Annotated in this window: 25 protein-coding genes; 12 read left to right on the forward strand and 13 right to left on the reverse strand. The window is 58.4% G+C overall.

Features of this window, described 5'->3' with window-relative positions; translation table 11 throughout:
• Position 1 precedes the first annotated feature (1 nt).
• Positions 2-889 carry a serine hydrolase domain-containing protein gene (locus AC2TCY_RS02870; protein ID WP_480845333.1) on the reverse strand — a complete coding sequence of 296 codons (888 nt, stop codon included), beginning with the start codon at positions 887-889 and terminating at the stop codon, positions 2-4.
• Between the two features lie 138 nt (positions 890-1027).
• On the opposite strand from AC2TCY_RS02870, the gene AC2TCY_RS02875 reads away from it, so the two are divergent.
• Both AC2TCY_RS02875 and AC2TCY_RS02880 read left to right on the forward strand, forming a co-directional pair.
• A complete protein-coding gene (locus AC2TCY_RS02875; protein WP_480845335.1) occupies positions 1028-1879 on the forward strand; it encodes a bifunctional helix-turn-helix domain-containing protein/methylated-DNA--[protein]-cysteine S-methyltransferase in 852 nt (283 codons plus the stop codon).
• A gap of 177 nt (positions 1880-2056) precedes the next feature.
• Entirely contained in the window at positions 2057-2491 is a 435-nt protein-coding gene (locus AC2TCY_RS02880) for a glyoxalase superfamily protein (protein WP_480845336.1), read from the forward strand.
• A gap of 56 nt (positions 2492-2547) precedes the next feature.
• On the opposite strand, the gene AC2TCY_RS02885 is transcribed toward AC2TCY_RS02880, so the two are convergent.
• Complete coding sequence (locus AC2TCY_RS02885; RefSeq protein ID WP_480845338.1) at positions 2548-3987, reverse strand: aldehyde dehydrogenase family protein; 1440 nt, start codon at positions 3985-3987, stop codon at positions 2548-2550.
• A 215-nt stretch (positions 3988-4202) separates the two neighbouring features.
• Between AC2TCY_RS02885 and AC2TCY_RS02890 the strand changes: the two genes are divergently transcribed.
• Positions 4203-4853, forward strand: a complete 651-nt coding sequence (locus AC2TCY_RS02890) for a peroxiredoxin (RefSeq protein WP_480845339.1) — start codon at positions 4203-4205, stop codon at positions 4851-4853.
• A gap of 181 nt (positions 4854-5034) precedes the next feature.
• On the opposite strand, the gene AC2TCY_RS02895 is transcribed toward AC2TCY_RS02890, so the two are convergent.
• From AC2TCY_RS02895 to pnp, 3 genes are all read right to left on the reverse strand, one after another.
• Positions 5035-5724 (reverse strand): outer membrane protein, encoded by a 690-nt coding sequence (locus tag AC2TCY_RS02895; protein WP_480845340.1) that lies wholly within the window; start codon positions 5722-5724, stop codon positions 5035-5037.
• Between the two features lie 151 nt (positions 5725-5875).
• On the reverse strand, positions 5876-6439 hold the full coding sequence (locus tag AC2TCY_RS02900; protein WP_480845341.1) for a PACE efflux transporter: 564 nt from the start codon (positions 6437-6439) through the stop codon (positions 5876-5878).
• 171 nt (positions 6440-6610) lie between these two features.
• Positions 6611-8761, reverse strand: a complete 2151-nt coding sequence (gene pnp, locus AC2TCY_RS02905; protein WP_480845342.1) for a polyribonucleotide nucleotidyltransferase — start codon at positions 8759-8761, stop codon at positions 6611-6613.
• A 183-nt stretch (positions 8762-8944) separates the two neighbouring features.
• Here pnp and AC2TCY_RS02910 point away from each other — a divergent pair, with 183 nt between their 5' ends.
• On the forward strand, positions 8945-9124 hold the full coding sequence (locus tag AC2TCY_RS02910; RefSeq protein WP_480845343.1) for a DUF3299 domain-containing protein: 180 nt from the start codon (positions 8945-8947) through the stop codon (positions 9122-9124).
• 167 nt (positions 9125-9291) lie between these two features.
• Positions 9292-10893 carry a BCCT family transporter gene (locus AC2TCY_RS02915; protein ID WP_480845345.1) on the forward strand — a complete coding sequence of 534 codons (1602 nt, stop codon included), beginning with the start codon at positions 9292-9294 and terminating at the stop codon, positions 10891-10893.
• Positions 10894-10954: 61 nt separating this feature from the next.
• On the opposite strand, the gene AC2TCY_RS02920 is transcribed toward AC2TCY_RS02915, so the two are convergent.
• The 7 genes from AC2TCY_RS02920 to rbfA all read right to left on the reverse strand — a co-directional run bounded on the left by AC2TCY_RS02920 (position 10955) and on the right by rbfA (position 15832).
• Positions 10955-11569 carry a dimethylsulfonioproprionate lyase family protein gene (locus AC2TCY_RS02920; RefSeq protein WP_480845346.1) on the reverse strand — a complete coding sequence of 205 codons (615 nt, stop codon included), beginning with the start codon at positions 11567-11569 and terminating at the stop codon, positions 10955-10957.
• 259 nt (positions 11570-11828) lie between these two features.
• The gene (gene rpsO / locus AC2TCY_RS02925) at positions 11829-12098 is read right to left on the reverse strand and encodes a 30S ribosomal protein S15 (protein WP_480845347.1); all 270 of its coding nucleotides are present in this window, start codon (positions 12096-12098) and stop codon (positions 11829-11831) included.
• A gap of 143 nt (positions 12099-12241) precedes the next feature.
• A complete protein-coding gene (locus tag AC2TCY_RS02930) occupies positions 12242-13090 on the reverse strand; it encodes a calcium-binding protein (RefSeq protein WP_480845349.1) in 849 nt (282 codons plus the stop codon).
• A 95-nt stretch (positions 13091-13185) separates the two neighbouring features.
• Entirely contained in the window at positions 13186-13695 is a 510-nt protein-coding gene (locus AC2TCY_RS02935; RefSeq protein WP_480845350.1) for a DUF1643 domain-containing protein, read from the reverse strand.
• Positions 13696-13716: 21 nt separating this feature from the next.
• Entirely contained in the window at positions 13717-14622 is a 906-nt protein-coding gene (gene truB / locus AC2TCY_RS02940) for a tRNA pseudouridine(55) synthase TruB (protein ID WP_480845351.1), read from the reverse strand.
• A gap of 80 nt (positions 14623-14702) precedes the next feature.
• Positions 14703-15440, reverse strand: a complete 738-nt coding sequence (locus AC2TCY_RS02945; protein WP_480845352.1) for a phosphodiester glycosidase family protein — start codon at positions 15438-15440, stop codon at positions 14703-14705.
• A complete protein-coding gene (rbfA, locus tag AC2TCY_RS02950; RefSeq protein ID WP_480845354.1) occupies positions 15437-15832 on the reverse strand; it encodes a 30S ribosome-binding factor RbfA in 396 nt (131 codons plus the stop codon). The genes AC2TCY_RS02945 and rbfA overlap by 4 nt, the downstream gene beginning before the upstream one ends.
• Before the next feature lie 92 nt (positions 15833-15924).
• On the opposite strand from rbfA, the gene dapB reads away from it, so the two are divergent.
• Positions 15925-16734: a 4-hydroxy-tetrahydrodipicolinate reductase gene (gene dapB, locus AC2TCY_RS02955; RefSeq protein ID WP_480845355.1), complete on the forward strand. Its 810-nt coding sequence runs from the start codon at positions 15925-15927 to the stop codon at positions 16732-16734.
• Between the two features lie 47 nt (positions 16735-16781).
• Positions 16782-17465, forward strand: a complete 684-nt coding sequence (locus AC2TCY_RS02960; RefSeq protein ID WP_480845356.1) for a DUF2306 domain-containing protein — start codon at positions 16782-16784, stop codon at positions 17463-17465.
• Between the two features lie 19 nt (positions 17466-17484).
• Here the strand turns inward: AC2TCY_RS02960 and AC2TCY_RS02965 are convergent, their stop codons facing one another.
• Entirely contained in the window at positions 17485-17667 is a 183-nt protein-coding gene (locus tag AC2TCY_RS02965) for a DUF1674 domain-containing protein (protein WP_480845358.1), read from the reverse strand.
• An 88-nt stretch (positions 17668-17755) separates the two neighbouring features.
• On the opposite strand from AC2TCY_RS02965, the gene AC2TCY_RS02970 reads away from it, so the two are divergent.
• The 5 genes from AC2TCY_RS02970 (at position 17756) to AC2TCY_RS02990 (ending at position 23497) form a co-directional block, all read left to right on the forward strand.
• Positions 17756-19015: an RsmB/NOP family class I SAM-dependent RNA methyltransferase gene (locus AC2TCY_RS02970; protein ID WP_480845360.1), complete on the forward strand. Its 1260-nt coding sequence runs from the start codon at positions 17756-17758 to the stop codon at positions 19013-19015.
• An 88-nt stretch (positions 19016-19103) separates the two neighbouring features.
• Positions 19104-20843, forward strand: coding sequence for a heparinase II/III family protein (locus AC2TCY_RS02975; protein WP_480845361.1), 1740 nt, complete (start codon positions 19104-19106; stop codon positions 20841-20843).
• A gap of 22 nt (positions 20844-20865) precedes the next feature.
• Positions 20866-22455, forward strand: a complete 1590-nt coding sequence (gene purH, locus AC2TCY_RS02980; protein WP_480845363.1) for a bifunctional phosphoribosylaminoimidazolecarboxamide formyltransferase/IMP cyclohydrolase — start codon at positions 20866-20868, stop codon at positions 22453-22455.
• On the forward strand, positions 22455-22931 hold the full coding sequence (gene lspA, locus AC2TCY_RS02985; RefSeq protein ID WP_480845365.1) for a signal peptidase II: 477 nt from the start codon (positions 22455-22457) through the stop codon (positions 22929-22931). Before purH ends, lspA begins: the two co-directional genes overlap by 1 nt.
• Before the next feature lie 50 nt (positions 22932-22981).
• Positions 22982-23497 (forward strand): DUF3035 domain-containing protein, encoded by a 516-nt coding sequence (locus tag AC2TCY_RS02990; protein ID WP_480845366.1) that lies wholly within the window; start codon positions 22982-22984, stop codon positions 23495-23497.
• Positions 23498-23516: the final 19 nt, after the last annotated feature.

A 23516-nucleotide genomic window follows, 5' to 3' on the forward strand; every position in this document is an offset into this window, starting at 1 on the left:
ATCAGGAGTGTTCCTTTCGATACTGTTTCGCAAGCTCTACTGCGGCAATTTCTGCAGGGGCCTCGTTACCTTTTGCGATAAAGCTTGCCACATACAACCCATTTGCGGTGTCCGGAAAATGGGCGACAAGATTGGCTGAGAACGGGCCGCACCCAGCGTGGCCGACGATCCGTCCCACATGCTCTGCGCGACCAATCATCAAACCCGATCCATATCCGGTCTTGCTCCAGATTCGGTCGGGAATTGCCGATCCTTCCATCGACAGCGTCTGCATTTGAAGCCTACTCGCCTCGGACAGAACTTCGCCCGCTAACACTGCCTGCAACAGTCGCAACGCATCCGATGCAGTGCCCATCAGGCAGCCGTGATAGACCCAACCCGGATGGTAACCGCGCGCATCCCATTCTAACCGATCAAAATCCTCGTGCGTCTCTGCTATGTGCGCTTGTAATCCCAAAGGAGCGCAAATTTGGCGTTGCATAATTTCAGGTAGCGAGGCGCCGTGCAGACGTTCCAGGAACTGGCGCAGAAGCAGATAACCAATGTTCGAATACAACCAGTTCTCTCCGGGTGTATAGGCGAGCTTCCGGTAATTGGTCTCAGCCAGCAACCTTTTTACGGACCAGGGCTCTTCACCCGCCGCCACGGCCTCACTATAGGACGGAAGCGGGCCGTAGTCCCATAGCCCGGCACGATGCTGCATCAATTGGCGCAACGAAAACGGGTAGTCTTCGTAAGGCGCGTCCGGGTCGCAAAGGTGCTGTTCTTCTGCCTGCAATACCAGTGCAGCTATGGCGGTTTTGGTGAAGCTCCACCAAGGGAACAAGGACTGACCGCCTTCGTCCAGAAGTAATGTGCCTGTGCGATCCATAGCTGCGGAAACAATCACGTTTGGTCCTGACTTGTTCGACTGCCGGTCCGAACGTAGGTCAGAAGGATCACGAAGTGAACGCGGATGCGCAAGTTTCGGGTCGCTCTGATGCGCCTTGACCGGCTATGATCAAATCAACATCGAATGAGGTGCGACATGAATGTCCAGAACACAGAGACCGGTTATCATTATAACGTCATGCGACGCGCGATAGAGCTTATTGATCAAGGCGGCGAAACCCTCAGCCTGGATGAGTTGGCCCGCCAGATGGATATGAGTCCGGCGCATTTTCAGCGGCTTTTTTCGCGCTGGACCGGCGTGTCGCCGAAGCGCTACCAGCAGTATCTGACGCTTGGCCACGCCAAGTCGCTGCTGCGGGAGCGTTTCACCACATTGGAAACCGCCCATAATGTCGGCCTGTCCGGCAGCGGTCGCCTGCACGATCTGTTCCTGAAATGGGAATCCATGAGCCCCGGCGAATATGCCCGCAAAGGCGAAGGCCTGACGGTTTACTGGGGTTGGTTCGAAAGCCCATTTGGTCCAGCGCTGGTCATGGGTACCGACAAAGGCATCTGCGGCATGGCTTTTGGCGCCGAAACCGGCGAGGAAGAGGCGATGGAAGATATGCTTTCGCGTTGGCCCAAGGCGGAGTTCGTCGAAGATCCGATGCGCCTGCGCCCGTGGGTCCTCAGCGCTTTTGGCGCGGCCAGCGACCGGCTGAATCCCACGCCGCTTTATCTGATTGGCTCACCTTTGCAGATCAAAGTGTGGGAGGCGTTGATGCATATCCCTTCGGGTCAGGTCACTACCTATTCCGAAATCGCGCAACGCGTGGATGCCCCGCAAGCGGTAAGAGCTGTGGGCACTGCGGTAGGGCGCAACCCGGTCAGTTGGCTGATCCCGTGCCACCGCGCCCTGCGCAAGTCCGGAGGGTTGGGCGGTTATCATTGGGGCCTGCCGGTCAAGCGCGCAATGCTGGCTTATGAGGCGGCGCAGGCAGACGCCTGATTGACAGCGCTTGTTGCCAGAGCCCATTAAGACGGCAGGTTCGGGTCTCCTGCCGTTCGCGGCCTCAGGTCTTGGTGAAACCCGGTAGATTGAACATCTGTTGCCCTTTTCCGGCGCGCGGATGGCAATGCGAACTCCGTCCTGATCTCGCGCTCGTTGAAGGAAACGAGGAACAGTATGACACGATCCAAAACCGTAGCGCCGGTTGAAGAGCTGAAAGCACAAGCCAGGCGTCTGCGGGAACACTTGCAAGGAACCGGTGTCGCGCTAACGCACAGCGCCGCATTGGAGATGCTGGCCCGTCAGCATGGCGTGCGAGACTGGAATACGCTGCACGCGATGGCTGGAAGCCGGATGCAATTGCGTGTCGGGGATCGGGTTGAAGGGCGGTACTTGGGCCAGCCCTTTAGGGCGGAAATCCGTGGTTTGACCACGCTGGGTGACGGTGCACAGCGCCGGATCACCCTTCAATTCGACACAGCGGTCGACGTGGTCCAATTCGACAGCTTTTCCTCATTCCGTCGCCGCGTCACCGGCGATATTGGCTGGGATGGCCGATCTCGGAGGCACACTTCAGATGGAGTGCCGCAGTTGATAGTCCGACCTGACTAAGCAAAAAAGGGCGAGGCATCGGTATTGCTTCGCCCAAACTGTACGAGCCGTCGGGGTTATTCCGGGGCCCAGCCTCCCACGGCTTTGACTTCAAGGAAATCCTCCAGACCCCACACGCCACCTTCGCGCCCGTTTCCAGACTGTTTCATCCCACCAAAGGGTGAACCCGCGCTGCGGGACTGGCCGTTCATTTCAACCATGCCCGACCGCAATACCCGCGCCAAGCGGTTAGCGCGGTCGCCATCCTGAGTCTGGACATAATTGGTCAGGCCGTAGGGCGTGTCATTGGCGATCTCGACGGCCTCTTCTTCGGTATCGAAAGGGATCATGGTCAGGACGGGCCCAAAGATCTCCTCGCGCGCGATTGTCATCTGGTTGTTGGCATCTGCGAAGATCGTCGGGCGGACGTAATAGCCTTTGTTCAGACCTTCAGGTCGTCCGGTGCCGCCTGCAACCAGACGGGCGCCCTCATCAATACCTTTTTGGATCAGCTCCTGAATCTTGGTCCACTGCACCTCGTTCACAACGGGCCCGATGTGACGGCCTTCATCCAGCGCGCCGCCAACGGTAAGCTTGCCCGCCACCTCGGCTGCAGTCTCAACCGCCTGGTCATAAATCGGCCGCTGCACCAGCATGCGGCTGGGGGCATTACAGCTTTGGCCTGTGTTGTTCATCATGTGCAGAATGCCGCGTTTAACCGCCTTTTCATCCGCATCCGCAAAGACCACATTTGCACCCTTGCCACCTAACTCCAGATGCACTTTTTTCAGTGTGTCTGCTGCGTTTTTCGAGATCGCAGTCCCGGCGCGGGTCGAGCCGGTGAAGCTGACCATATCCACATCCGGGTGGCAGGACAATTGAGAGCCGACACCGACACCATCACCGTTGACCAGGTTGAATACGCCCGCAGGAAAACCTGCTTCGTCCATCATCTCGGCAAAGATCATCGCGTTCAGCGGGCTCTGCTCCGAAGGTTTCAGCACCATGGTGCATCCGGCAATTGCTGCCGCACCGACCTTGAGCGTGACCTGGTTCATCGGCCAGTTCCATGGGGTGATCAGAGCAGCAACGCCGACGGCCTCATAGATGATCCGATCATTTGGCGCGTGCTCGCCCAAGGGACGTTCGAACTGAAAGCTCTTCGCTGCCTGGATGAAACTCTTGAGATGCCAGATTCCTGCACCGACTTGCTGGGTACGGGACATGTCGATGGGCGCGCCCATTTCCAATGACATGGCCTGCGCCAGATCCTCTCCACGGCTTTTGTAGATGTCGACCAGCTTTTCGACCAGTGCAATGCGCTCTTCTACCGGTGTCGCCATCCAGCCGGGCAAGGCAGCTTTGGCTGCGGCCACAGCGGCGTTAGTGTCTGCTTCGGACCCAAGGGAAATTGTGGCGCAGGGTTCTTCGGTCGACGGGTTGATCACATCGAAATCGTTAGTCGCCGACGGGGCGACCCATTCGCCGTTGATATAGAAATTGCGTTTTTCGATCATGGTTTCCTCCGGATCAGAATTTATTCGACCGGTCGGTCGGTTTTAAGGGCACTCTGTCACCCCGAGGCCAGTGGGGCAAGCACAATTAATAATTTGATCAAATTATTGAAGCAACCAAAATATCGGCTACTTCCACTTGAATAGTTTAACCTGAGCGCAAAGTGTTTAGGTTTATGGCAACCGACTCGGTTCAAACACAGGAGAGGAGATGCCCCATGGGTTTGCGCATCAATGACACCGTCCCGAATTTCACTGCCGAAACGGATCAGGGAACCGTCCAGTTTCACGACTGGATCGGCGACAGCTGGGCCATCCTGTTCTCGCACCCCAAGGATTTCACCCCGGTCTGCACCACCGAATTTTCGGCGGTTGCACAGCTGAACGACGAATGGGCTGCACGCAACACCAAGGTGATGGGTGTTTCTGTGGATGGCGTTGAAGACCACAAGAAGTGGAAGAAAGACATCGAAGCTTATGGCAATGCCAACCCGGGCTTTCCGATTATCGCAGACGATGGTCTGGCGGTATCCAAGGCTTTCGACATGTTGCCGGCCGAGGCGTATATGCCCGATGGCCGCACCCCCGCCGACAGCGCCACCGTACGGTCGGTCTTTATCATTGGGCCGGACAAACAGTTAAAGCTGTCGATGACTTACCCGATGACAGTAGGGCGGAATTTCGCAGAAATCCTGCGTGCGCTGGACGGCTTGCAGATGAGCGCCAAGGGCGTGGCAACTCCAGCCAACTGGGTGCCGGGCGAGGATGTGATTATCCCGCCGACCGTTTCTAACGAAGACGCCAAGGCCAAGTTTGGTGAGTTCGAGACGATCTTTCCCTATTTGCGTAAGACCAAGGCACCCTCGTAAGACCTTGCGCTGCCAGGGGGCTGTCTGCCTCCTGGCGTGTAGCCGACTAATTCTCTAATTGATTGTTCCGCCAGCTGAGGCAGGCGGGATTGTCGGCAGGGTTGGGGCATGTCCCCGCGGCCATGGCGCGGGGACATGCAGAGGGGCGGCGAAACCGGAGAAAACACCCACCCCTTAAGGGTCAGAAGCTGTAGCGCAGGCCGAAATTCAGGCTGAACGTGTCCAGATCATCTTCGACCGTTCCGGTGGAGGCGCCGTTTGGCGCAAAACGTTGGCTCGAGACGTCGAATGCGCGTGAATAGCGTGCGTCGACGGTGAACGCGGTGGTTGAATTGATGTCATAGGCAACCCCAGCGATCAGCTGAGCCGCGAAATTGGTATCACTGTCATCCAACGCGACACCCGGGCCGTAAACGAAGTCGAGATCCGAATATGTCGCGCCCAGGCCAAACCCGGCATAGGGGGTAAAGGCGCCGTTGCCTTTGAAGTCGAACAGCACATTGGCAAACAGCGAGGTCTGGCTGACATCACCCGAGACATTGCCCTCGGAGCCCGGCCCGTTGCCGCTGAAGTTCACGCTATCCACATCGTTGTCACGATAGGACAGTTCCAGTTCGAGCCGCGTGCCGATCGCGTCGCTGGACCATTGAGGGATTTCCCTGCCCACGGCTACACCCAGACCGAAGCCCGCATCAAAATCGGTATCGACCGTTTGGGTCGCTCCGCCGATACTGCCCGAGAAATCGGTGTCCTGAAGTTGGCTGTATCCGAGAAAACCCTGGATATAAGCCCCGTCAGTCAGGCTTTGCGCGGCCAGAGCCGAGGCGCTTAGGCTCAGGGCAGTAGAGGTGAGAATGAGACGGGTAATCATGATCAGGTCCTTTGTTCCGCAAGATGCATGGCGAACATGTGGTCGAGCGGAGAGCAAAGGGAAGGCACCGGAACTTCACTTCGCGTAACAGGTCTTTTGACTGTTGTGAGTGAATAATTCAGACCGTCAGAATTGAAGCAATCAGTGACGTTCAGCGTGCGGGGATGGGCTTAGGGAACTGCTCCGATTCCTGCAGGCGTGACCTTGGTTTCACCGGCCGGACCCTATCGTAAGCTATATGAAACACATAGGTGTAAATCGTGTAGGTCAGGGTCAGGCCGACGTTTAAGGCCAAGGCCGACCCAAGAGAATGACCGCCGACGTACATCAGCAATGGGCAGGTGATCAGGACAGCTGTGACCTCGTGCAGAGTGGCGTGAACAAGGCGAAGCCTATGTGGGCGCTTGCAGGCCAAGCGGCAGGTTTTCACCTTTTCTATTACGTCAAATAAGGTGTTGAAAATTGGCGACCAAATCAGGATCACAATAGACAGCAACGTGATTGTTGCCAAACCATGAGACACCGAAGTGCCTGTTACATAGACATAAAGAGGGGAAACAAAGGCTATACCAATCAACTCGAAACTACCGGTTTGGATAACACGTTCCTTGAGTGACCTTACCGCCATATGCAAACCCTGGAAAATATCGGATAGGAAAAAGCCGTTCTTCAATCGGCGCCGAGGAAATGGTTCAAAATAAATCAATTCGCGCATTTCAGCGCTCGGGGGCACATTTGCACATTGCAGTTAAGTTGAATGTGAAGTCGCACACATATGCGCGTAGCTGGTAAGTTGCAGATCGGACAGGTTTAAGCTGTTATTAAAAAACAAAAAAACCCCGGCCTGAACCGGGGTCTTTCTTTTTTGGGAAGTTGGTAAGGCAGATTACTCTGCGCTTTCCTCTTTCTTTTCTTTCTTCTCGGGAACGATCTCTTCGCCGGTTTCCTGATCGACGACTTTCATCGACAGGCGGACCTTGCCACGGTCGTCAAAGCCCAGCAGCTTGACCTTCACTTCCTGACCTTCCTTCAGAACATCCGAAGGATGGTTCAGGCGGCGGTTTTCGATCTGGGACACGTGGACCAGACCATCGCGCTTGCCAAAGAAGTTCACGAAGGCACCGAAGTCGACGATCTTGACCACTTTACCGGTGTAGACCTGACCTTCTTCTGGTTCTGCCACGATCGAATAGATCATGTCATAGGCCTTCTTGATCGATTCACCGTCTGGCGATGCGATCTTGATCACGCCGTCGTCGTTTATGTCGACCTTGGCACCTGAGGTTTCCACAATCTCGCGGATGACCTTGCCGCCCGAACCGATCACTTCACGGATCTTGTCGGTCGGGATGTTCATGGTCTCGATGCGCGGGGCGTGGACCGAGAATTCGTTGGTCTCGGACAGGGCTTTGCCCATCTCCCCCAGAATGTGCATCCGGCCGTCCTTGGCTTGCGCCAGGGCTTTCTCCATGATCTCGGGCGTGATGCCCGCAACCTTGATGTCCATCTGCAGCGAGGTGATGCCGTTTTCGGTACCCGCAACCTTGAAGTCCATGTCGCCCAGGTGGTCTTCGTCACCCAGAATGTCCGACAGGATGGCATAGTCGCCGTCATCTTCCAGGATCAGACCCATGGCCACACCGGCAACCGGTGCTTTCAGCGGAACGCCTGCATCCATCATCGACAGAGAGCCGCCGCAGACCGACGCCATCGAGCTGGAGCCGTTGGATTCGGTGATCTCCGACACGATACGGATCGTGTAGGGGAAGTCGGTCGCCGCAGGCAGAACCGCCTGCAGGGCGCGCCATGCCAGCTTGCCGTGGCCGATCTCACGACGGCCCGGGCCACCAACGCGGCCAACTTCACCAACCGAATACGGAGGGAAGTTGTAGTGCAGCAGGAAGTTCGATTTGAAGTTGCCGTGCAGCGCGTCGATGAATTGCTCATCGTCGCCGGTGCCCAGCGTGGTCACGGCCAGCGCCTGCGTTTCACCACGGGTGAACAGAGCCGAACCATGGGTCCGCGGCAGCATCGAGGTTTCTGCAACGATCGAACGGATATCGGTGGTCGAACGACCGTCGATCCGCTTGCCGCCTTTGACAACGTCGCCACGCAGGATGCCTGCTTCCAGCTTTTTCATCGCCGAACCCAGGTTGCCGTCTTCCAGCTGTTCCTCGGTCAACGCTTCCTTAATCGCTTCACGGGCAGCGGCAACAGCGGCGGTGCGCTCTTGCTTGTCGGTGATCGCGAAGGCGGCGCGCATCTGCTCTTCACCGGCGGCCTTTACGGCAGCGGACAGCTCGGAGTAATCCGGGGCTTGGAAATCGAACGGCTCTTTCGCGGCTTCTTCGGCCAGCGAGATGATCAGGTCGATGACCGGCTGAATCTGCTCATGCGCAAAGTTCACCGCGCCCAGCATTTCCGCTTCGGACAGCTCGTAGGCTTCCGATTCAACCATCATCACGGCGTCTTTGGTGCCGGCAACAACCAGGTCCAGACGCTGCTCGGGGTTCAGGCGCAGGTCCTGCATGTCGTCCACGGTCGGGTTCAGAATGTATTCGCCATCCTCGAAACCAACACGGGCACCAGCGATCGGGCCACGGAATGGCGCACCAGAAATGGTCAGCGCAGCCGAGGCAGCGATCATCGCAACGATGTCGGGATCGTTGACCAGATCGTGGCTCAGCACGGTGCACATCACCAGAACTTCGTTTTTGAAGCCGTCAACGAACAGCGGGCGGATCGGACGGTCGATCAGACGCGCGGTCAGCGTCTCTTTCTCGGTCGGGCGCGCCTCGCGCTTGAAGAAGCCACCCGGAACCTTACCGGCGGCATAGTATTTTTCCTGATAGTGGACGGTCAGCGGGAAAAAGTCCTGACCCGGTTTTTGCGCCCGTGCAAAGGTCACGTTTGCCATGACGCTGGTCTCACCCAGCGTGGCAATCACGCTGCCGTCGGCCTGACGGGCAACCTTGCCGGTTTCCAGTGTGAGCGTTTCTTCGCCCCACTGCATAGATTTCTTTGTTACATCAAACATATGCGTATCCTAGATGGGAGCACTCCCGCCCCTGCGGGTCTCCCGTTTGCATGGCGGCCCCATTGCCGCCGATCCCATTTTTACTTTCGTCTGAGTGCCGGGATCAGGGCACAACGTCTCAGATATCGCGCGCATACATGAGATTGGGTCCAAAGGAAAGCGAAACCGCACCGGGCGGGCAGCATGTGCAGCCATCTGCCACCGCCCGCGCCGAACCAGATGATCCCGGTGAAGCTCAACGGTAAATGGACACCCAGGTATGCTCACGAACCTGTGCACCCGGCCGGGCAGCTGGCCATTGATCCCTCGGATCATGGGTTGATCGTGATCGACGGGCTGATGCCGGCGTCCGAGGGCTGTTAAATTCCAAAAGATGAATGAATTTTGCGAATTTTTGATTGCGGTGTAAGCTCTTAGGACAAGACAAACGGTCGAATTGACGGGAAACGCGCCAAGGGATAACCGAATATTTTGCCGTCCACCGACCGAAGACCTTGGCGTTTGCACGCAGCAAACTGAGGGAAAGTCGAATGGCACAATCCAAGAAAATGCTGGATCCGGATCCCCGGATTTATGATTTTGAGACTGAATATGAGCTGGGGCAGGATAACGTCCGGCCATTTGGTTTGGATATTCACAATCCTGTCTTTCTGATCTCGAGCATTGTGATCTTTGCGTTCGTCCTTTTGGCACTTGCAAACCAAGAGGCTGCCGCAACCCTGTTTGGCTGGCTAAGACCTTGGCTTACCAGCACATTTGACTGGTTTTTGGTCCTTTCCGTAGATGCAATCACCTTGTTTTGTCTGGTCCTGATCATCCTGCCTGTCGGCAAGGTCCGGATCGGTGGCAAAGATGCCCAGCCGGACTATTCCTATGCTGGGTGGATTGCGATGATGTTCGCCGCCGGTATTGGCATCGGGCTGCTGTTCTTTGGCGTGATGGAGCCGGTCTATTACAACTTTGCTGAAGACGGTAACGCAGTCCCGCTGGGCATTGATATCGCGGTGCCAGGCAATGAATATGCCGGTGTTGTCGGCACCATCCATCATTGGGGGCTTGAGGGTTGGGCGGTTTATGCCGCAGTGGGCCTCAGCCTTGCGATCTTCAGCTATAACCTTGGCTTGCCGCTGACTCTGCGATCCGCTTTCTACCCGATACTGGGTGAACGCGTCTGGGGTTGGTGGGGCCATCTCATCGACACGCTGGCCGTCTTTGCCACGTTGTTTGGCCTGACCACATCGCTGGGTCTGGGCGCGCAACAGGTTGCGGCGGGGCTGAACGAGGTGTTCGGCATCGAATCCAGCCCGACTGTTGTCGTATTGTTGATCATCGGTATCACCCTGATCGCCTTGGGCTCGGTCCTGCTTGGCATGGATGCGGGCGTCAAACGGCTAAGTGAGATCAACATGATCATGGCCGTGGGGCTGTTTCTGTTTGTGATAGCGGTTACTGGTGTCGGCACCGCCATATCGCGGTATTTTAACGTGATGACCGATTATGTACTGCACCTGCCGGCGCTCTCGAACCCATTCGGACGTGAAGACACCAGCTACTTCCATGGCTGGACGACTTTCTACTGGGCCTGGTGGATCGCTTGGTCGCCCTTTGTGGGCATGTTCATCGCCCGCATCTCCAAGGGTCGTACGGTACGCGAATTCGTCATCTGTGCGCTACTGGCCCCCACAGCGGTCTGCGCCCTGTGGATGTCGACTTTTGGTGGTGCCGCAATCGACATGCTGAACGCAGGCGGAGCTGAAGGTGTCCGCGCCACGGTAATCGATAGTTACGCCCCCGAAGGCGCGTTGTTTGGCTTCCTGAAAGAGCTGCCTCTCTACGGTATCGTGGCTCCGATCGCGTTGGTCCTAATCGTGGTGTTCTTTGTCACTTCGTCCGACTCGGGTTCGCTTGTGATCGACACGATTACCGCAGGCGGCAAGATGGACGCGCCGGTAGTCCAGCGCGTGTTCTGGTGTACGCTTGAAGGTCTTGTCGCCATCGCATTGCTGCTTGGCGGCGGGCTGAGCGCACTACAGGGGGCGGCTGTGTCCACCGGCATCCCGTTCACACTGGTTGTTCTGATCATGTGCTATTGCCTGTGGCTGGCGCTGAAATCTGAACGGTCGAAGATGTAGTCGAACGTCCCAATAACACGAAACGCCCGCCGAATGGCGGGCGTTTTATTCGAAGGGGCGATCAGGCCAGTAACTCTGCTTCTGAATCCTCAATAAACGCGTAGGAATGCGTATTTATATCGCCGCTCCAACGCCAGAGTGCCACAAAGCCCTCTGGACCTGTGCGAAAGGCATGAGGCATCAGGCTGGGATGGTGGATCATGTCGCCCGGCTCGCGCATCCGGATGTCGTCTCCTGCGGTCCAGAGTGCGCGGCCTGCGATGACAGCATAGGTTTCATCAGCATCATGAAGGTGAAGCGGATAATAGCTGTTGGGGCGCATATACACCAATCCAAGCCGAACATCGGGTGCCGGAATTGGGCCTTCCGGCCCCATCAGGGTCGCGACACTGATCATCGCGGCAACGCCTGCTTCGGTGTTGCCTTCCACAGGGTTGGAGCCCCAGGGCAGCAGTGATTGTGAGCCAAGAACTGCGGCTGCGGCAGGATGGCGGCTGTTGGCAAGGACGGCACGAATACCATCATCCATGAGGCATGGGCAGATCGTGTCGAATGTGCCGCTTGGTGGTGTTTTCAGAAGGGTCCTGGCCGTATGTGGACCCATCGGATCATCCTCGGCTTGGTATACGCCTGATATTGCCTGCCGCATTTTCTGAAAAAGACTGTTGTGAACCATGGGGCTGCGCACTCCTGTGACACCCCCATCTGACGGTTCAATATGCGAGAATCTGCCACTAAAACGACTGAGGCAAGTCGGAATCGTGCCTAGTAGAATGCAAGCCGGCTTGTCCGCCCAATCTTACAAGCGTTCAATTCTGGTAGCGACACGAAGACCGCTGCGTTCAGAGACGGGAAAACAGATACGCCCGCCAAAATGGCGGGCGTGATAATCAAGCTAAGCTGGATCGAAAATCCGAAAAACGACCAAAGGTCGCTTAGCGGCGGATCCCCAGCTTTTTGATCAGGTCCTGGTAACGCGCTTCTTCTTTGCCTTTCAGGTAGTCCAGCAGCTTGCGGCGCTGGGCAACCATTTTCAGCAGACCGCGACGACCGTGGTTGTCTTTCTTGTGGGTCTTGAAGTGCTCGGTCAGGGTGTTGATGCGCGAGGTCAGGATTGCAACCTGGACTTCAGGCGAACCGGTGTCGCCTTCTTTGGTTGCGAATTCTTTCATGACTTGTGCTTTATCAGCGGCAGTAATCGACATCGGGGTCTCCTTCGAAGGTTAGAGTTAATGGCGCAGGCCGGGATGTCGTCCAGCACAGGCCCATGGAGAAATCCGCACCGATTCCGACGCGGATGGGCGCGTATAAGCGCTTTCACAGGAAATGGCAAAAGGTTTCTGGCGGTTCAGACGGTCGCAGCGTATTGTGTCAGATGTGCTTCGGTCACAAGCTGGATGTCCTGCTCCGTCAACCCTTCGGCGCGGTAGAGTTGCGCAACGTCTTGACCATTGATCTTGACCCGTGTCAGGTCCTCGTTGTCCGGGTCGGTTTCGATGGTTATCTCTGGGTCATCCTGATTGTCCCACGTGACCAGCAGTTTATCCTGGCCGACCTGAAAATCCATTATTGTCACGCTTTGCTCTGCGTCCGAGGAGCTCAGGACAAATTCATCCGCACCATCGCCGCCCTGCAAGGCATCATCCCCGTCCCCGCCAAGCAAAACGTCGTCATCCTGACCGCCGTAAAGCTCGTCGTCGCCGGTCCCGCCAATCAGTTCGTCTTCACCGAAATGCCCATACAGGAAATCGTCTCCGGTTCCGCCGTCCAAGGTATCATCGCCGTCCTCGCCATGCAGTACATCCGCCCCTGCGTCGCCCGAAATATCGTCTGACCCGTCACCGCCGTGAAGCACGTCGTCTCCGAAGCCGCCATCGATACGGTCATCGCCGCCAAATCCGTTGATCTGATCGTTTCCGTCCTGACCTGTGATTTCATCAGAGCCGTCGTCCCCAGCGATGACCAGATGCCCGTCAAATTCCGAGATGACCTCGCCAGAGCCAGGAGATTTGGTGTCGACCTGAGTTGGTTCGTCGATATTTTCGCCATCATCCAGCAGGTTGCCCTGCGGGATGTCCTCGGCCCCGGTTTCGTCGATCCGGTCCTCCTCCTCCTCGTCGTCGGAAAAGAAAACGTCGCCCATCGCGTAAGCGGCGCCACCGATGGCGGCCAATCCAAACAATCCAACCAGAAACATGGGAGTCCTCCGAAAGCACACTGCTCCGAGTTTGAAATATCCCATGCATTCAGAGGGTTGGTCAAAGCCAAGCTGAGGTCGTGGTTAACCCTTTGTCACCCGGACCAGGGTTTGGGCTGTTGCGTATACGCGATGTATAGCGGGTGTTTTGGATGTCCGTCCTTGGTCAGCCCCAGATGGTACAGGGGGTGACCGGTCCCGCGCAACAACTGCTCCACGGCTGGCCCGCGCTCCAGATGTGCACCGTGGGTGCCCCAGCCTGCGATGACCTGATCGGCCCAATCGACACCTGACAGGATGGCGGCGTCGTTTTCCGGCCCCACCGGATCGGCGGCGGCGCGCATCTTGCGCGGATCGGTGTCGCGCCAGGCAAAGATGTTGGTCACCTGAAATGCCCCGAACCCCAGCGTCCGCGCACGACGTTCGCAGCGTTCGACGGTCGGGTCGTTCTGCACCTCGGTCGCCGTCGACGGGTTCAGCATCACGAACAGGGCCTTGCGCCCGTCAGAGTCCCAGATGCGGGTCAAGCTATAGCGATACTTCTCGCAATCGGAATAAACGGCGGTCGAGGGCGCGTCGCCCTTGGTGTGGGAACGGGTGATCATGCCCATCGCCTAGCACGGCTCTCAGTCGACGAACACCCGGCTGGGGTGCAATTCGCCGGATTTATAGATACCCACGGCCACGGCCCTGCCATTCAGCGATGCCCAGGCTTCATCCCCGTATTCGACGTCCGACGCCAGAACCATGCCAGGGTTGCCGTTGCGCAGGCGGGTGGCGCCTTCAGGTGTGCATTTTAGTTCGGGCAGGTCGTTCAGACCAGTTTCCAACGGATGCAGATACTCATCCAAGGCAGTTGTTTTGGCCATCTCATCGATCTGTTCGATGCTCAGCCCGTCTTCGGCCTCGAACGGGCCCGACCAGATGCGGCGGAGTTCTTTCACGTGGCCATGGCATCCCAACGCCGCACCCAAATCGCGGGCGATAGAGCGGACATAGCCACCTTTGCCACACGTCATCTCCAGCACGACGTGATCCTCGTCGGGGCGGTCGACCAGAACTAGTTCCTCAACCCAAAGCGGGCGGGCGGACAGTTCTACTTCTTCGCCGTCACGGGCCAACTTATAGGCGCGCTGGCCGTCGATCTTCACGGCCGAGAACTTCGGGGGCACCTGCGTGATTTCGCCAATGAAGGGCGTCAGGGCGTGTTTAATGTCGTCGTCGGCTGGGCGCGCTGCGCTTTCGGCGATCACTTCGCCTTCAGCGTCGTCAGTATTGGTGGCCTGACCCAGCCGGACAGTGAAGGTATAGGCCTTGAGTGCATCAGTGATGTAGGGAACGGTTTTCGTCGCCTCACCCAAAGCCACGGCCAGAACGCCGGTCGCTTCGGGATCCAGCGTGCCCGCATGGCCGGCTTTTTTGGCGTCCATCGCCCAACGCACTTTGTTGACCACAGCAGTCGAGGTCATGCCCGCTGGCTTGTCCACCACCAGCCAACCGGAAATGTCGCGACCCTTGCGTTTGCGTCCCATACTGCACCTTGAATCTTGTCGAGGCGCGCGACCTAACGGATCGGTCGGGCGCTGTCAATTTAGCATGAAGAGGTCTGTTGTCAGGGAATATCCTGCACCACGCCCACGATCGGCCCGAGAGAAAACCCCACATCTGACCGATTGCTCGCCCGGTCATACATGCGAGAGATGTTACCGTCGAAGAACAGTGCGTTCGGGGTATTCAGCACGTCCCGGAACAGGCTGCCGAATTCGTGAAAGGTGACGTAATCTTCCGAGATCGCGAACACGACGCGCGTTCCGTCGTCGCTGGTCCCAACTCCGTTGCGGATATAAAGCGAGGTCGAATCGGGCAGGAAGCGTGGGTGCAACTCTCCATCAACCACCAACATCGGGCCGGATTGCGTGGCGAAACGGCAATCGGGGCCCTGATCGACATAGTCCAGAGTTTCGAACACATCGGCACGCCCGTCACGGATGCAGAACACACCGTTGGGCAGCAGGCCAAAGTTGCCGGGGCCGGCATTGGGGATCACGCGCATGACCTCCTCGCCCTCTTCGACATAGTGGCCGACGGGCGAGCGGTCGTCATGATACATGCCGCCGTTCATGGCAAAGGACAGCTGTTTGCCATCTGGGGCCAGCGCCTCATTCACCGAAGAAAAGTGGCCAAGTACTTCGCCATCTTCGCCGTGTAGAAACAGACGCAGGTCTTCTTCGGCAGCATCCACTTCGCAGATGGTGTACCGCTTATCCGCGTGGGTCAGTTTTTCGCAAGTGACCGCAGAGGCTTGCACGGCCCAAAGAACCGCGCCCAGAATGACAAGCGTACGGATCACTCGTCCAGATCGCGGCGCACCGCGTCCTGACCGAACATCCGGCGGGTATCATCCAGACGGTCGAACGTGTCATCCAGACGGAACCGCAGATCGGGTGAGAATTTCAGGCCGACCTTCTTGCCGACCATGCGCCGCAACTCGCCCTTGTTGCGGGCCAGCAGTGCGATCACATCCTCTTGCCCCTTGCCGCCCAAAGGCAGCACATAGGCAGTCGCGATCTTCAGATCGGGCGAGGTGCGCACCTCGCCCACAGTGATCGACATGCGGTTCAGGTCGGGGTCGTGGACATCTCCGCGCGCCAGAACTTCGGACAGAGTGCGGCGGATCAGTTCGCCGACGCGCAGCTGTCGTTGGGACGGGCCGGGGCCATCGTGGAATTTGTTCTTTGCCATAAACCCCGATCTAAGGGCAAAGCAGGGCTTTGCCAAGCGGGCGCGAACCGGGTAGGAGGCTTTGAGCCGAATTGAGGAAAAGGACCAGCGCAATGACCCATATTCCGGGGATCGTGATTACAGGGGCTTCGGGCCGCATGGGGCAGATGCTGATCAAGACCGTCACCGACAGCGATCAGGCGCGTCTGGTTGGTGTGGTCGAGCGTAAGGGTCACGATTGGATCGGTCAGGATGTGGGCGAAGCGATGGGCGGTCAGGCGCTTGGGGTCAAAGTCACCGATGACCCGTTGGAGGCGTTTGCTCAGGCGCAGGCGGTGATCGATTTCACTGCACCCGAGGCAACGCTGGAATTTGCCGCCCTGGCCGCGCAGGCACGCTGTGTGCACGTGATCGGCACGACCGGAATGACGGATGAGCAAATCGCAGCGCTGGAACCGGCCGCGCGCCATGCGGTGATTGTCCGCGCCGGCAATATGAGCCTCGGCGTGAACCTGCTTGTGCAATTGACCAAAAAGGTTGCCGCCGCGCTGGACGAGGATTTTGATATCGAAGTGATCGAGACGCACCATCACCACAAAGTCGACGCACCCTCGGGCACGGCGCTGATGTTGGGTGAGGCTGCCGCCGAAGGGCGGGGCGTCAAGCTGGCGGACGCCTCTGATCGGGGTCGCGACGGTATCACTGGTGCGCGTAAACGCGGTGACATCGGATTCCATGCGGTGCGCGGCGGAGACGTTGTCGGTGAGCATGACGTGCTGTTCGCCGCTCCTGGCGAGCGGATCGTGCTGCGCCATCTGGCCTCGGACCGTGCAATCTTTGCACGCGGGGCGCTGAAGGCAGCGTTGTGGGGGCAGGGCAAGGCGCCGGGGCAGTATGATATGGTGGACGTCCTCGGCCTTTGATGTGTGCGAATGATGGACGCCCTCCTCAATGGCGTTAAGATTCCGCCATGTGGAAATCGAAATCGGGCATCCTGACACCGCTTCTGCTGGTACTGTTTTACCTGACCCTACTGCCATTCATGCTGAACGCGTTTCACATGATTGGCGTGGGTCTGGGCACCGATACAGCACTTCCGAGTTATCTGTTTGTGAAAGGCGAAACCGTCGGGAACTGGGCGATGGTGCTTCACATTCTCGCCGGATCGGTTCTGGTCGCGCTGGTGCCTCTGCAACTGGTTCGAAGGCTCCGGCTGAAATACATTCGTTTTCACCGGGCACTCGGCAGGATGCTGATCGCATTGGCACTGATCACCGGGTTGGCGGGGATGACTTATATACCGCTGCGCGGAACGATCGGTGGGCCGGTCATGTCGGCGGCATTTTTCTTGTACGGCGTTCTGTTGTTCTGGTCTGCGCTGATGGTCGCGCGGATGGCCATCTCAAAAGACCGAGAGGGACACTGGGCTTGGGGCCTGCGGCTGTTCTGGCTGGCGCTCGGTTCGTGGCTGTATCGGGTTCACTATACGCTCTGGTACATTTTGACCGGCGGCCTTTGGTCGAACCCGGAATTTACAGGGGCCTTTGATCTGGTTCAGAATTTTGCGTTCTTTGTGCCGTATCTTCTGATTGCCCAGATCTGGATCGGCATGCGCAGGTGCACGCATCAAGGAACACTTGTTCAACCGGGCTGAGCATCCGAGTATGACGAAATCAAAAGTCTATCGCGATCCCTTTTTTCTCCCAATCGCCGTAGCGCGCCGGATCAGGGCCATCACGCCCACCCAGTTCCTTGGGCATTTCTTTAGTCTCGGCTTCGGCTTTGCGGCGGCGCTCTTCCGCCTCGGCCAAAGCGCGCTGGGCCGCGGGAGGCAGGTCTTTGCGTGTATCGCTCATGACTTCGGGTTCCTTTCCGTGCAGGTGCTTGATATACGCCCCCGTCCGCCAATGACAATGCGGGCAGAGGTCACACAAAGGCAATACAATGTCGGACAACCCAACAGCCGCGCGGCGCAGCGCCATCTATCTGCTGGATCAGATTTTGGGCGAGGGGCGTTTGCTGTCCGAATGCCTTGCCGCAGGAGCTTTGGATAGGCTGGACCCCGAGGATCGCGCGCGGGCGCAGCGATTGACGCTTGAAACGTTGCGCGGGTTGGAGCGGGCAGATCGACTGGTTGGCAATCACCTGAACCGCACTCCCGCCCTAACGGTGCACAACGCATTGCGTCTGGGGGCGGTCGAGCTGTGCCATGGTGCAGCGGCGCATGGTGTGGTTAATGCAATGGTCGAGATTGTCGGAAGGTCACGCAAGCACGCGCGGTTGAAGGGTCTGGTCAACGCTGTGTTGCGCAAGGTGGCCGCGGAAGGCCCCGATGCCTGGCCCAAAATGCGCGTGCCGCGCCTGCCGGAATGGCTGCGCGAACCGCTTGTCATGGCCTGGGGCGATGAAGCCGTCAAGGGCATGGAACTGGCGCATTTCGACGGGGCGCCGTTGGATTTGACTGTAAAGACGGATGCCGTCGCGCCCGACGGAGACCTGTTGCCAACCGGATCGGTTCGGATGCACGGCGCAGGCCAGGTCTCGGCCCTTCCCGGCTATAAGGAAGGCGCATGGTGGGTGCAGGACGCCGCGGCGGCATTGCCCGTGCGCATACTGGCGCCCAAAGCCGGTGAAAATGTACTGGACCTGTGTGCAGCTCCCGGCGGCAAGACGCTGCAACTGGCCGCCGCCGGGGCCAAAGTCTCGGCATTGGACATATCTGAAGGGCGTATTGAGCGCGTCCGCGAAAACCTCGCCCGCACCGGATTATCCGCAGAGGTGATCGTGGGCGATGCGCTGGAGCATCAGGGTCAGTATGACGCGATCCTGCTGGATGCACCCTGTTCCGCCACCGGGACCATTCGGCGCCACTCCGATCTGCCTTTTGCCAAGGACGGGTCCGAATTTGGCGAATTGATCGAGTTACAGACCCGTATGCTAGGCCACGCATGGTCCTTGCTGAAGCCCGGTGGGCGGCTGGTCTATTGCACCTGCTCGCTTTTGCCGGATGAAGGCGAAGTACAGATCGATGAGGCTCTGGCCTTGTACCCGGACATGCACGTGGACCGGGATGCCGCGATGGTAGCAGGTGTCGAGCCCGAGTGGATATCCGAGGAAGGCGGCCTGCGCCTGCGACCGGATTACTGGCCGGACCGGGGTGGAATGGACGGGTTCTATATCGCCTGCCTGAACAAATCCGCCTAAGGGTACTCTTTTCGATGACTTGACGTTCAGACCTGTCTATCGTTGGTTCAGGCGCCGACAGAGCGTCGGGGGCAGAGTAACGAGCGTCATGTCACAGTCAGACACCATGGCAAACCGGTGGGTGCGGTTTCAAAATCGTCTTTATGCGCGGCTTGCTCAGCGGCGCAAGGCGGTGGCCGGGTTTGTTGGTCAGCCGGAACCACGCACCGTTGGTTCGTTCGCGCGTGGACGGCAGCTGGTGGCCGGAAACTTGCTGTTTGCCGGTTATCTGGTCGAGGCTGAAGACACCGCCCTTTGGGATGTGACCGCCCCCAGTGCAGATTTTGACGACGAACGCCACGGATTTGCATGGCTGGACGATCTGGCCGCAGTTGGTGACATGCGCGCGCGGGAGAAGGCGCAGCGCTGGGTCTGGGGGTGGATCGAGGCGCATGGACGGGGTCACGGCCCTGGCTGGGCGCCGGACCTGACAGGTCGAAGGGTCATGCGCTGGACCAATCACGCACTATTTCTGCTGCGCGGCGCGGACGAGGCGCAAAGCGAGGCATTCTTCCGTTCTCTGGCACAACAGACGTGGTTTCTGTCGAAGCGCTGGTCTGCGGCGACGCCGGGTCTGCCAAGATTTGAAGCGTTGGCCGGTCTTGTGCAGGCCGGACTGGCTCTGGAGGGGTTGGAGCGGATGGCCGAGCCAGCCTTACGTGCGCTAGCGCGAGAATGCGTTCGGCATGTTGACGCTCAGGGTGGCATTCCCACACGCAACCCTGAAGAGTTGCTAGAAGTCTTTACCTTGTTGTCATGGACTTCTGCCGCGCTCAGCGAAATTGGCCGTGGGACACCTGCCGCGCAGACCGAGGCGATCAAACGTATTGCTCCGACTCTGCGAAAACTTCGCCACGCGGATGGTGCTTTGGCCCGGTTCCATGGTGGCGGGCGCGGCCTCGAAGGGCGTCTGGATCAGGCTCTGGCGCAAAGCGGCGTCAAACCGCATCCAACCACTGGCCTGTCCATGGGGTTTGCGCGTTTGGCCGCCGCGCGCACCACGGTGATCGTGGATGCAAGCGCGCCGCCTACCGGCGCGGCTTCGTACAACGCGCATGCCTCGACGCTGGCGTTCGAGCTGACTTCGGGGCGGCGACCGCTGATCGTGAACTGTGGATCGGGGGTCAGTTTTGGACAGGACTGGCGACGCGCAGGACGGGCGACGCCGTCGCATTCCACCCTGTGCGTGGATGGTTATTCCAGCGCTCGTCTGACCGGACCCATCAAAGGCACCTCTTACGAGGCTATGGTTGATGCCCCGAAAAACGTCCCGGTCGAATCCGAGCAGGCATTCGAGGGAGAACGGTTGATGGTCGGTCACGACGGCTATGTCCGAGTGTTCGGCCTGACCCACGCCCGCACATTCGAGCTGCGCTTTGACGGTCGTGAACTGGTGGGCGAGGACATTCTGCTGACCACGACCGACAAGTCCAAAAAGCAATTTGATCGCGCCATGGATGCTGCAAGCCTGAATGGCATCCCCTTTGACATCCGGTTTCACTTGCATCCGGACGTGGACGCTGCGTTGGATTTGGGCGGTACGGCGGTGTCCATGGCGCTCAAAAGCGGAGAAATCTGGGTGTTTCGTCATGATAACGTGGGAAAATTGTCAGTTGAGCCAAGCGTTTATCTGGAAAAAGGGCGTTTAAAGCCACGCGCGACAAAACAGATCGTTCTATCTGGCCGCGCAATGGAGTATGCGACGCGCATCCGGTGGACGCTGAGCAAGGCACAGGATACAGCCTATGCCGTGCGCGACCTGCACCGGGACGAGCCCGATTTCGACTGACGCCAAAAGGACCTTTGGACCCATGACCGACCTTCACCCCGTGCGCCGCGCGTTGCTTTCCGTTTCCGACAAGACCGGGCTGATCGAGCTGGGAAAGGCGCTGGCCGAGCGCGGGGTCGAGCTGTTGTCCACCGGTGGTACTGCCAGGACGCTGCGCGATGCGGGTCTGGGCGTAAAGGATGTCAGTGAAGTGACTGGCTTTCCCGAAATGATGGATGGTCGGGTCAAGACGCTGCACCCGATGGTTCACGGGGGCCTGTTGGCTCTGCGCGACAACGATACACACGTGGCCGCGATGACCGAGCATGGCATCGGCGCGATCGACCTGCTGGTCGTGAATCTCTACCCATTCGAGGCCACCGTGGCCAAAGGTGCGGATTATGACGAATGTGTCGAGAACATCGACATCGGCGGCCCTGCGATGATCCGGGCTGCGGCCAAGAACCATGCCTTCGTCAACGTGGTCGTGGATGTTGAAGATTACGACAAGCTGCTGGGCGATATGGATCAGCATGGCGGCGCGACCTGTCCTAAATTCCGTCGTAAGCTGGCGCAAAAAGCCTATGCTCGCACCGCCGCCTATGACACCGCCGTGTCGAACTGGCTGGCCGATGCGCTGGAGCTTGCAGCGCCCAAGCGCCGCGCCTTCGCCGGCGAGCTGAAGCAGACCCTGCGCTATGGCGAAAACAGCCATCAGCAGGCAGCATTCTACACTGATGGTACCAACCGTCCGGGCGTGGCGACCGCTGTGCAGCATCAGGGCAAGGAACTGAGCTACAACAATATCAACGACACCGATGCGGCCTTTGAACTGGCCGCCGAGTTCGATCCCACCGATGGTGCCGCCTGTGTAATTATCAAGCACGCCAACCCGTGCGGCGTGGCCAAAGGTGCAACTCTGCTCGAGGCCTACAAGGCCGCGTTCGATTGTGATCGCACTTCGGCCTTTGGGGGGATCGTGGCGTTGAACCAGCCGCTTGACGCTGAAACCGCGCAGGAGATTACAGGTATCTTCACCGAGGTTGTGATCGCCCCCGGCGCGTCGGATGAGGCCAAAGCGATATTTGCCGCCAAGAAGAACCTGCGCCTGCTGACGACTGAAGGACTGCCTGATGTCACCGCAGGCGGCAAGACCGTGCGCCAGGTTGCAGGTGGTCTGCTGGTTCAAGACAAAGATAACGGCTTTGTCGGTATGGATGACCTGAAGGTCGTGACCAAAAAGGCTCCATCCGATGAACAGATGCGCGATCTGCTGTTCGCCTGGAAAGTTGCCAAGCACGTCAAATCCAATGCCATCGTCTACGTCAAGGACGGCGCGACTGTGGGTGTGGGCGCAGGCCAGATGAGCCGTGTTGACTCGGCTCTGATTGCCGCGAAGAAAGCTGAACGTATGGCTGACGTACTCGGCCTGCCGCAACCGTTGACGATTGGCTCGGCAGTAGCTTCTGATGCGTTCTTCCCTTTCCCCGACGGGTTGATGGAGGCTGCCGAAGCCGGTGCCACCTGCGTGATCCAGCCCGGTGGTTCGATGCGTGACGACGAAGTGATTGCGGCCGCCGACGAAGCAGGGTTGGCCATGGTCTTCACCGGCATGCGGCACTTCCGGCACTGATGCGGTATCGCATGCTCCTGTGGGCCGGTCTGGCGGCATTGCTGATCGACCAGATCAGCAAGTACCTGACCGTCCATGTTATGCGTGTGGCCGATCATCCCGGAGGAATCGACATACTGCCGCCCTTGGTTGTTTTCAAATACGGAGAGAATCGCGGCATCAATTTCGGCCTTTTTCAGGGTAATACCGAGGCCGCCCGTTGGGTGTTGATTGGGATATCTGTTGCCATCTGTATCGGTGTGCTGATTTGGCTTGGCCGTACGGTACCTAGTAAATTCATGCTGTTCTGCGGTGGGCTACTGATCGGCGGTGCACTGGGAAACGTGGTAGACCGGGTTCTTTACGGTTATGTTTTGGATTTCCTCAACATGTCTTGCTGCGGTATCGACAACCCGTTCGTGTTCAATCTGGCCGACGTGTTCATATTTGCGGGCGCCCTGGGCCTAGTGCTGTTCGACGGCAAAAAGCACTCGTGACGCGCCGGATGATATGCGATAAAAGCGCCTGAAACTGGCTGGAGACCATAATGCGGATGCCGCGCGCCATACTTGCCCTGACACTTGCTGCCGCGGTTGCTGGCTGCTCTGACATCGGTTTGCGCAATCTTCAGCCGCCGGGGCCAGGACCTGATGAGTTTTCGGTTCTGCCGGTCAAGCCGCTGACCCAACCCAAGGATTATGCCTTTCTGCCCGCACCAACACCGGGCGGTGGAAACCTGACCGATCCCAACCCGCAGGCCGATGCTGTCGTTGCTTTGGGTGGCAATGCCTCTGCGCTGAACCCAAATTCGGCGATTCCCTCTTCTGATGCGGCTCTTGTGACGGCATCCAGTCGCTATGGCGTGCCGGCTAATACTCGGCAGGTGACCGCGCAGGAAGATGCGGAATTCCGCAAACGCAAGCAGCGCTTCACCCGTCTGCGCCTGTTCCCAGTCGACCGTTATTCGCAGGCTTACAAGGGCGAGGCGCTCAATGCCAACCTGCAGAACGAAGCGGCGCGCAGGCAAGGGCTCGAGACACCTTCGGCACCGCCGGTGGAATGAATTCTTCTTAACTTTCCGT

The sequence above is a fragment of the Ruegeria sp. HKCCD7181 genome (genome assembly GCF_057221055.1).

Coding starts and splice junctions, on each gene's coding strand:
- AC2TCY_RS02875 (WP_480845335.1), top strand. CDS start 1,028: ATGAATGTCCAGAACACAGAGACCGGTTATCATTATAACGTCATGCGA.
- AC2TCY_RS02880 (WP_480845336.1), top strand. CDS start 2,057: ATGACACGATCCAAAACCGTAGCGCCGGTTGAAGAGCTGAAAGCACAA.
- AC2TCY_RS02885 (WP_480845338.1), bottom strand. CDS start 3,987: ATGATCGAAAAACGCAATTTCTATATCAACGGCGAATGGGTCGCCCCG.
- AC2TCY_RS02890 (WP_480845339.1), top strand. CDS start 4,203: ATGGGTTTGCGCATCAATGACACCGTCCCGAATTTCACTGCCGAAACG.
- AC2TCY_RS02895 (WP_480845340.1), bottom strand. CDS start 5,724: ATGATTACCCGTCTCATTCTCACCTCTACTGCCCTGAGCCTAAGCGCC.
- AC2TCY_RS02900 (WP_480845341.1), bottom strand. CDS start 6,439: ATGCGCGAATTGATTTATTTTGAACCATTTCCTCGGCGCCGATTGAAG.
- pnp (WP_480845342.1), bottom strand. CDS start 8,761: ATGTTTGATGTAACAAAGAAATCTATGCAGTGGGGCGAAGAAACGCTC.
- AC2TCY_RS02910 (WP_480845343.1), top strand. CDS start 8,945: ATGTGCAGCCATCTGCCACCGCCCGCGCCGAACCAGATGATCCCGGTG.
- AC2TCY_RS02915 (WP_480845345.1), top strand. CDS start 9,292: ATGGCACAATCCAAGAAAATGCTGGATCCGGATCCCCGGATTTATGAT.
- AC2TCY_RS02920 (WP_480845346.1), bottom strand. CDS start 11,569: ATGGTTCACAACAGTCTTTTTCAGAAAATGCGGCAGGCAATATCAGGC.
- rpsO (WP_480845347.1), bottom strand. CDS start 12,098: ATGTCGATTACTGCCGCTGATAAAGCACAAGTCATGAAAGAATTCGCA.
- AC2TCY_RS02930 (WP_480845349.1), bottom strand. CDS start 13,090: ATGTTTCTGGTTGGATTGTTTGGATTGGCCGCCATCGGTGGCGCCGCT.
- AC2TCY_RS02935 (WP_480845350.1), bottom strand. CDS start 13,695: ATGATCACCCGTTCCCACACCAAGGGCGACGCGCCCTCGACCGCCGTT.
- truB (WP_480845351.1), bottom strand. CDS start 14,622: ATGGGACGCAAACGCAAGGGTCGCGACATTTCCGGTTGGCTGGTGGTG.
- rbfA (WP_480845354.1), bottom strand. CDS start 15,832: ATGGCAAAGAACAAATTCCACGATGGCCCCGGCCCGTCCCAACGACAG.
- dapB (WP_480845355.1), top strand. CDS start 15,925: ATGACCCATATTCCGGGGATCGTGATTACAGGGGCTTCGGGCCGCATG.
- AC2TCY_RS02960 (WP_480845356.1), top strand. CDS start 16,782: ATGTGGAAATCGAAATCGGGCATCCTGACACCGCTTCTGCTGGTACTG.
- AC2TCY_RS02965 (WP_480845358.1), bottom strand. CDS start 17,667: ATGAGCGATACACGCAAAGACCTGCCTCCCGCGGCCCAGCGCGCTTTG.
- AC2TCY_RS02970 (WP_480845360.1), top strand. CDS start 17,756: ATGTCGGACAACCCAACAGCCGCGCGGCGCAGCGCCATCTATCTGCTG.
- AC2TCY_RS02975 (WP_480845361.1), top strand. CDS start 19,104: ATGTCACAGTCAGACACCATGGCAAACCGGTGGGTGCGGTTTCAAAAT.
- purH (WP_480845363.1), top strand. CDS start 20,866: ATGACCGACCTTCACCCCGTGCGCCGCGCGTTGCTTTCCGTTTCCGAC.
- lspA (WP_480845365.1), top strand. CDS start 22,455: ATGCGGTATCGCATGCTCCTGTGGGCCGGTCTGGCGGCATTGCTGATC.
- AC2TCY_RS02990 (WP_480845366.1), top strand. CDS start 22,982: ATGCGGATGCCGCGCGCCATACTTGCCCTGACACTTGCTGCCGCGGTT.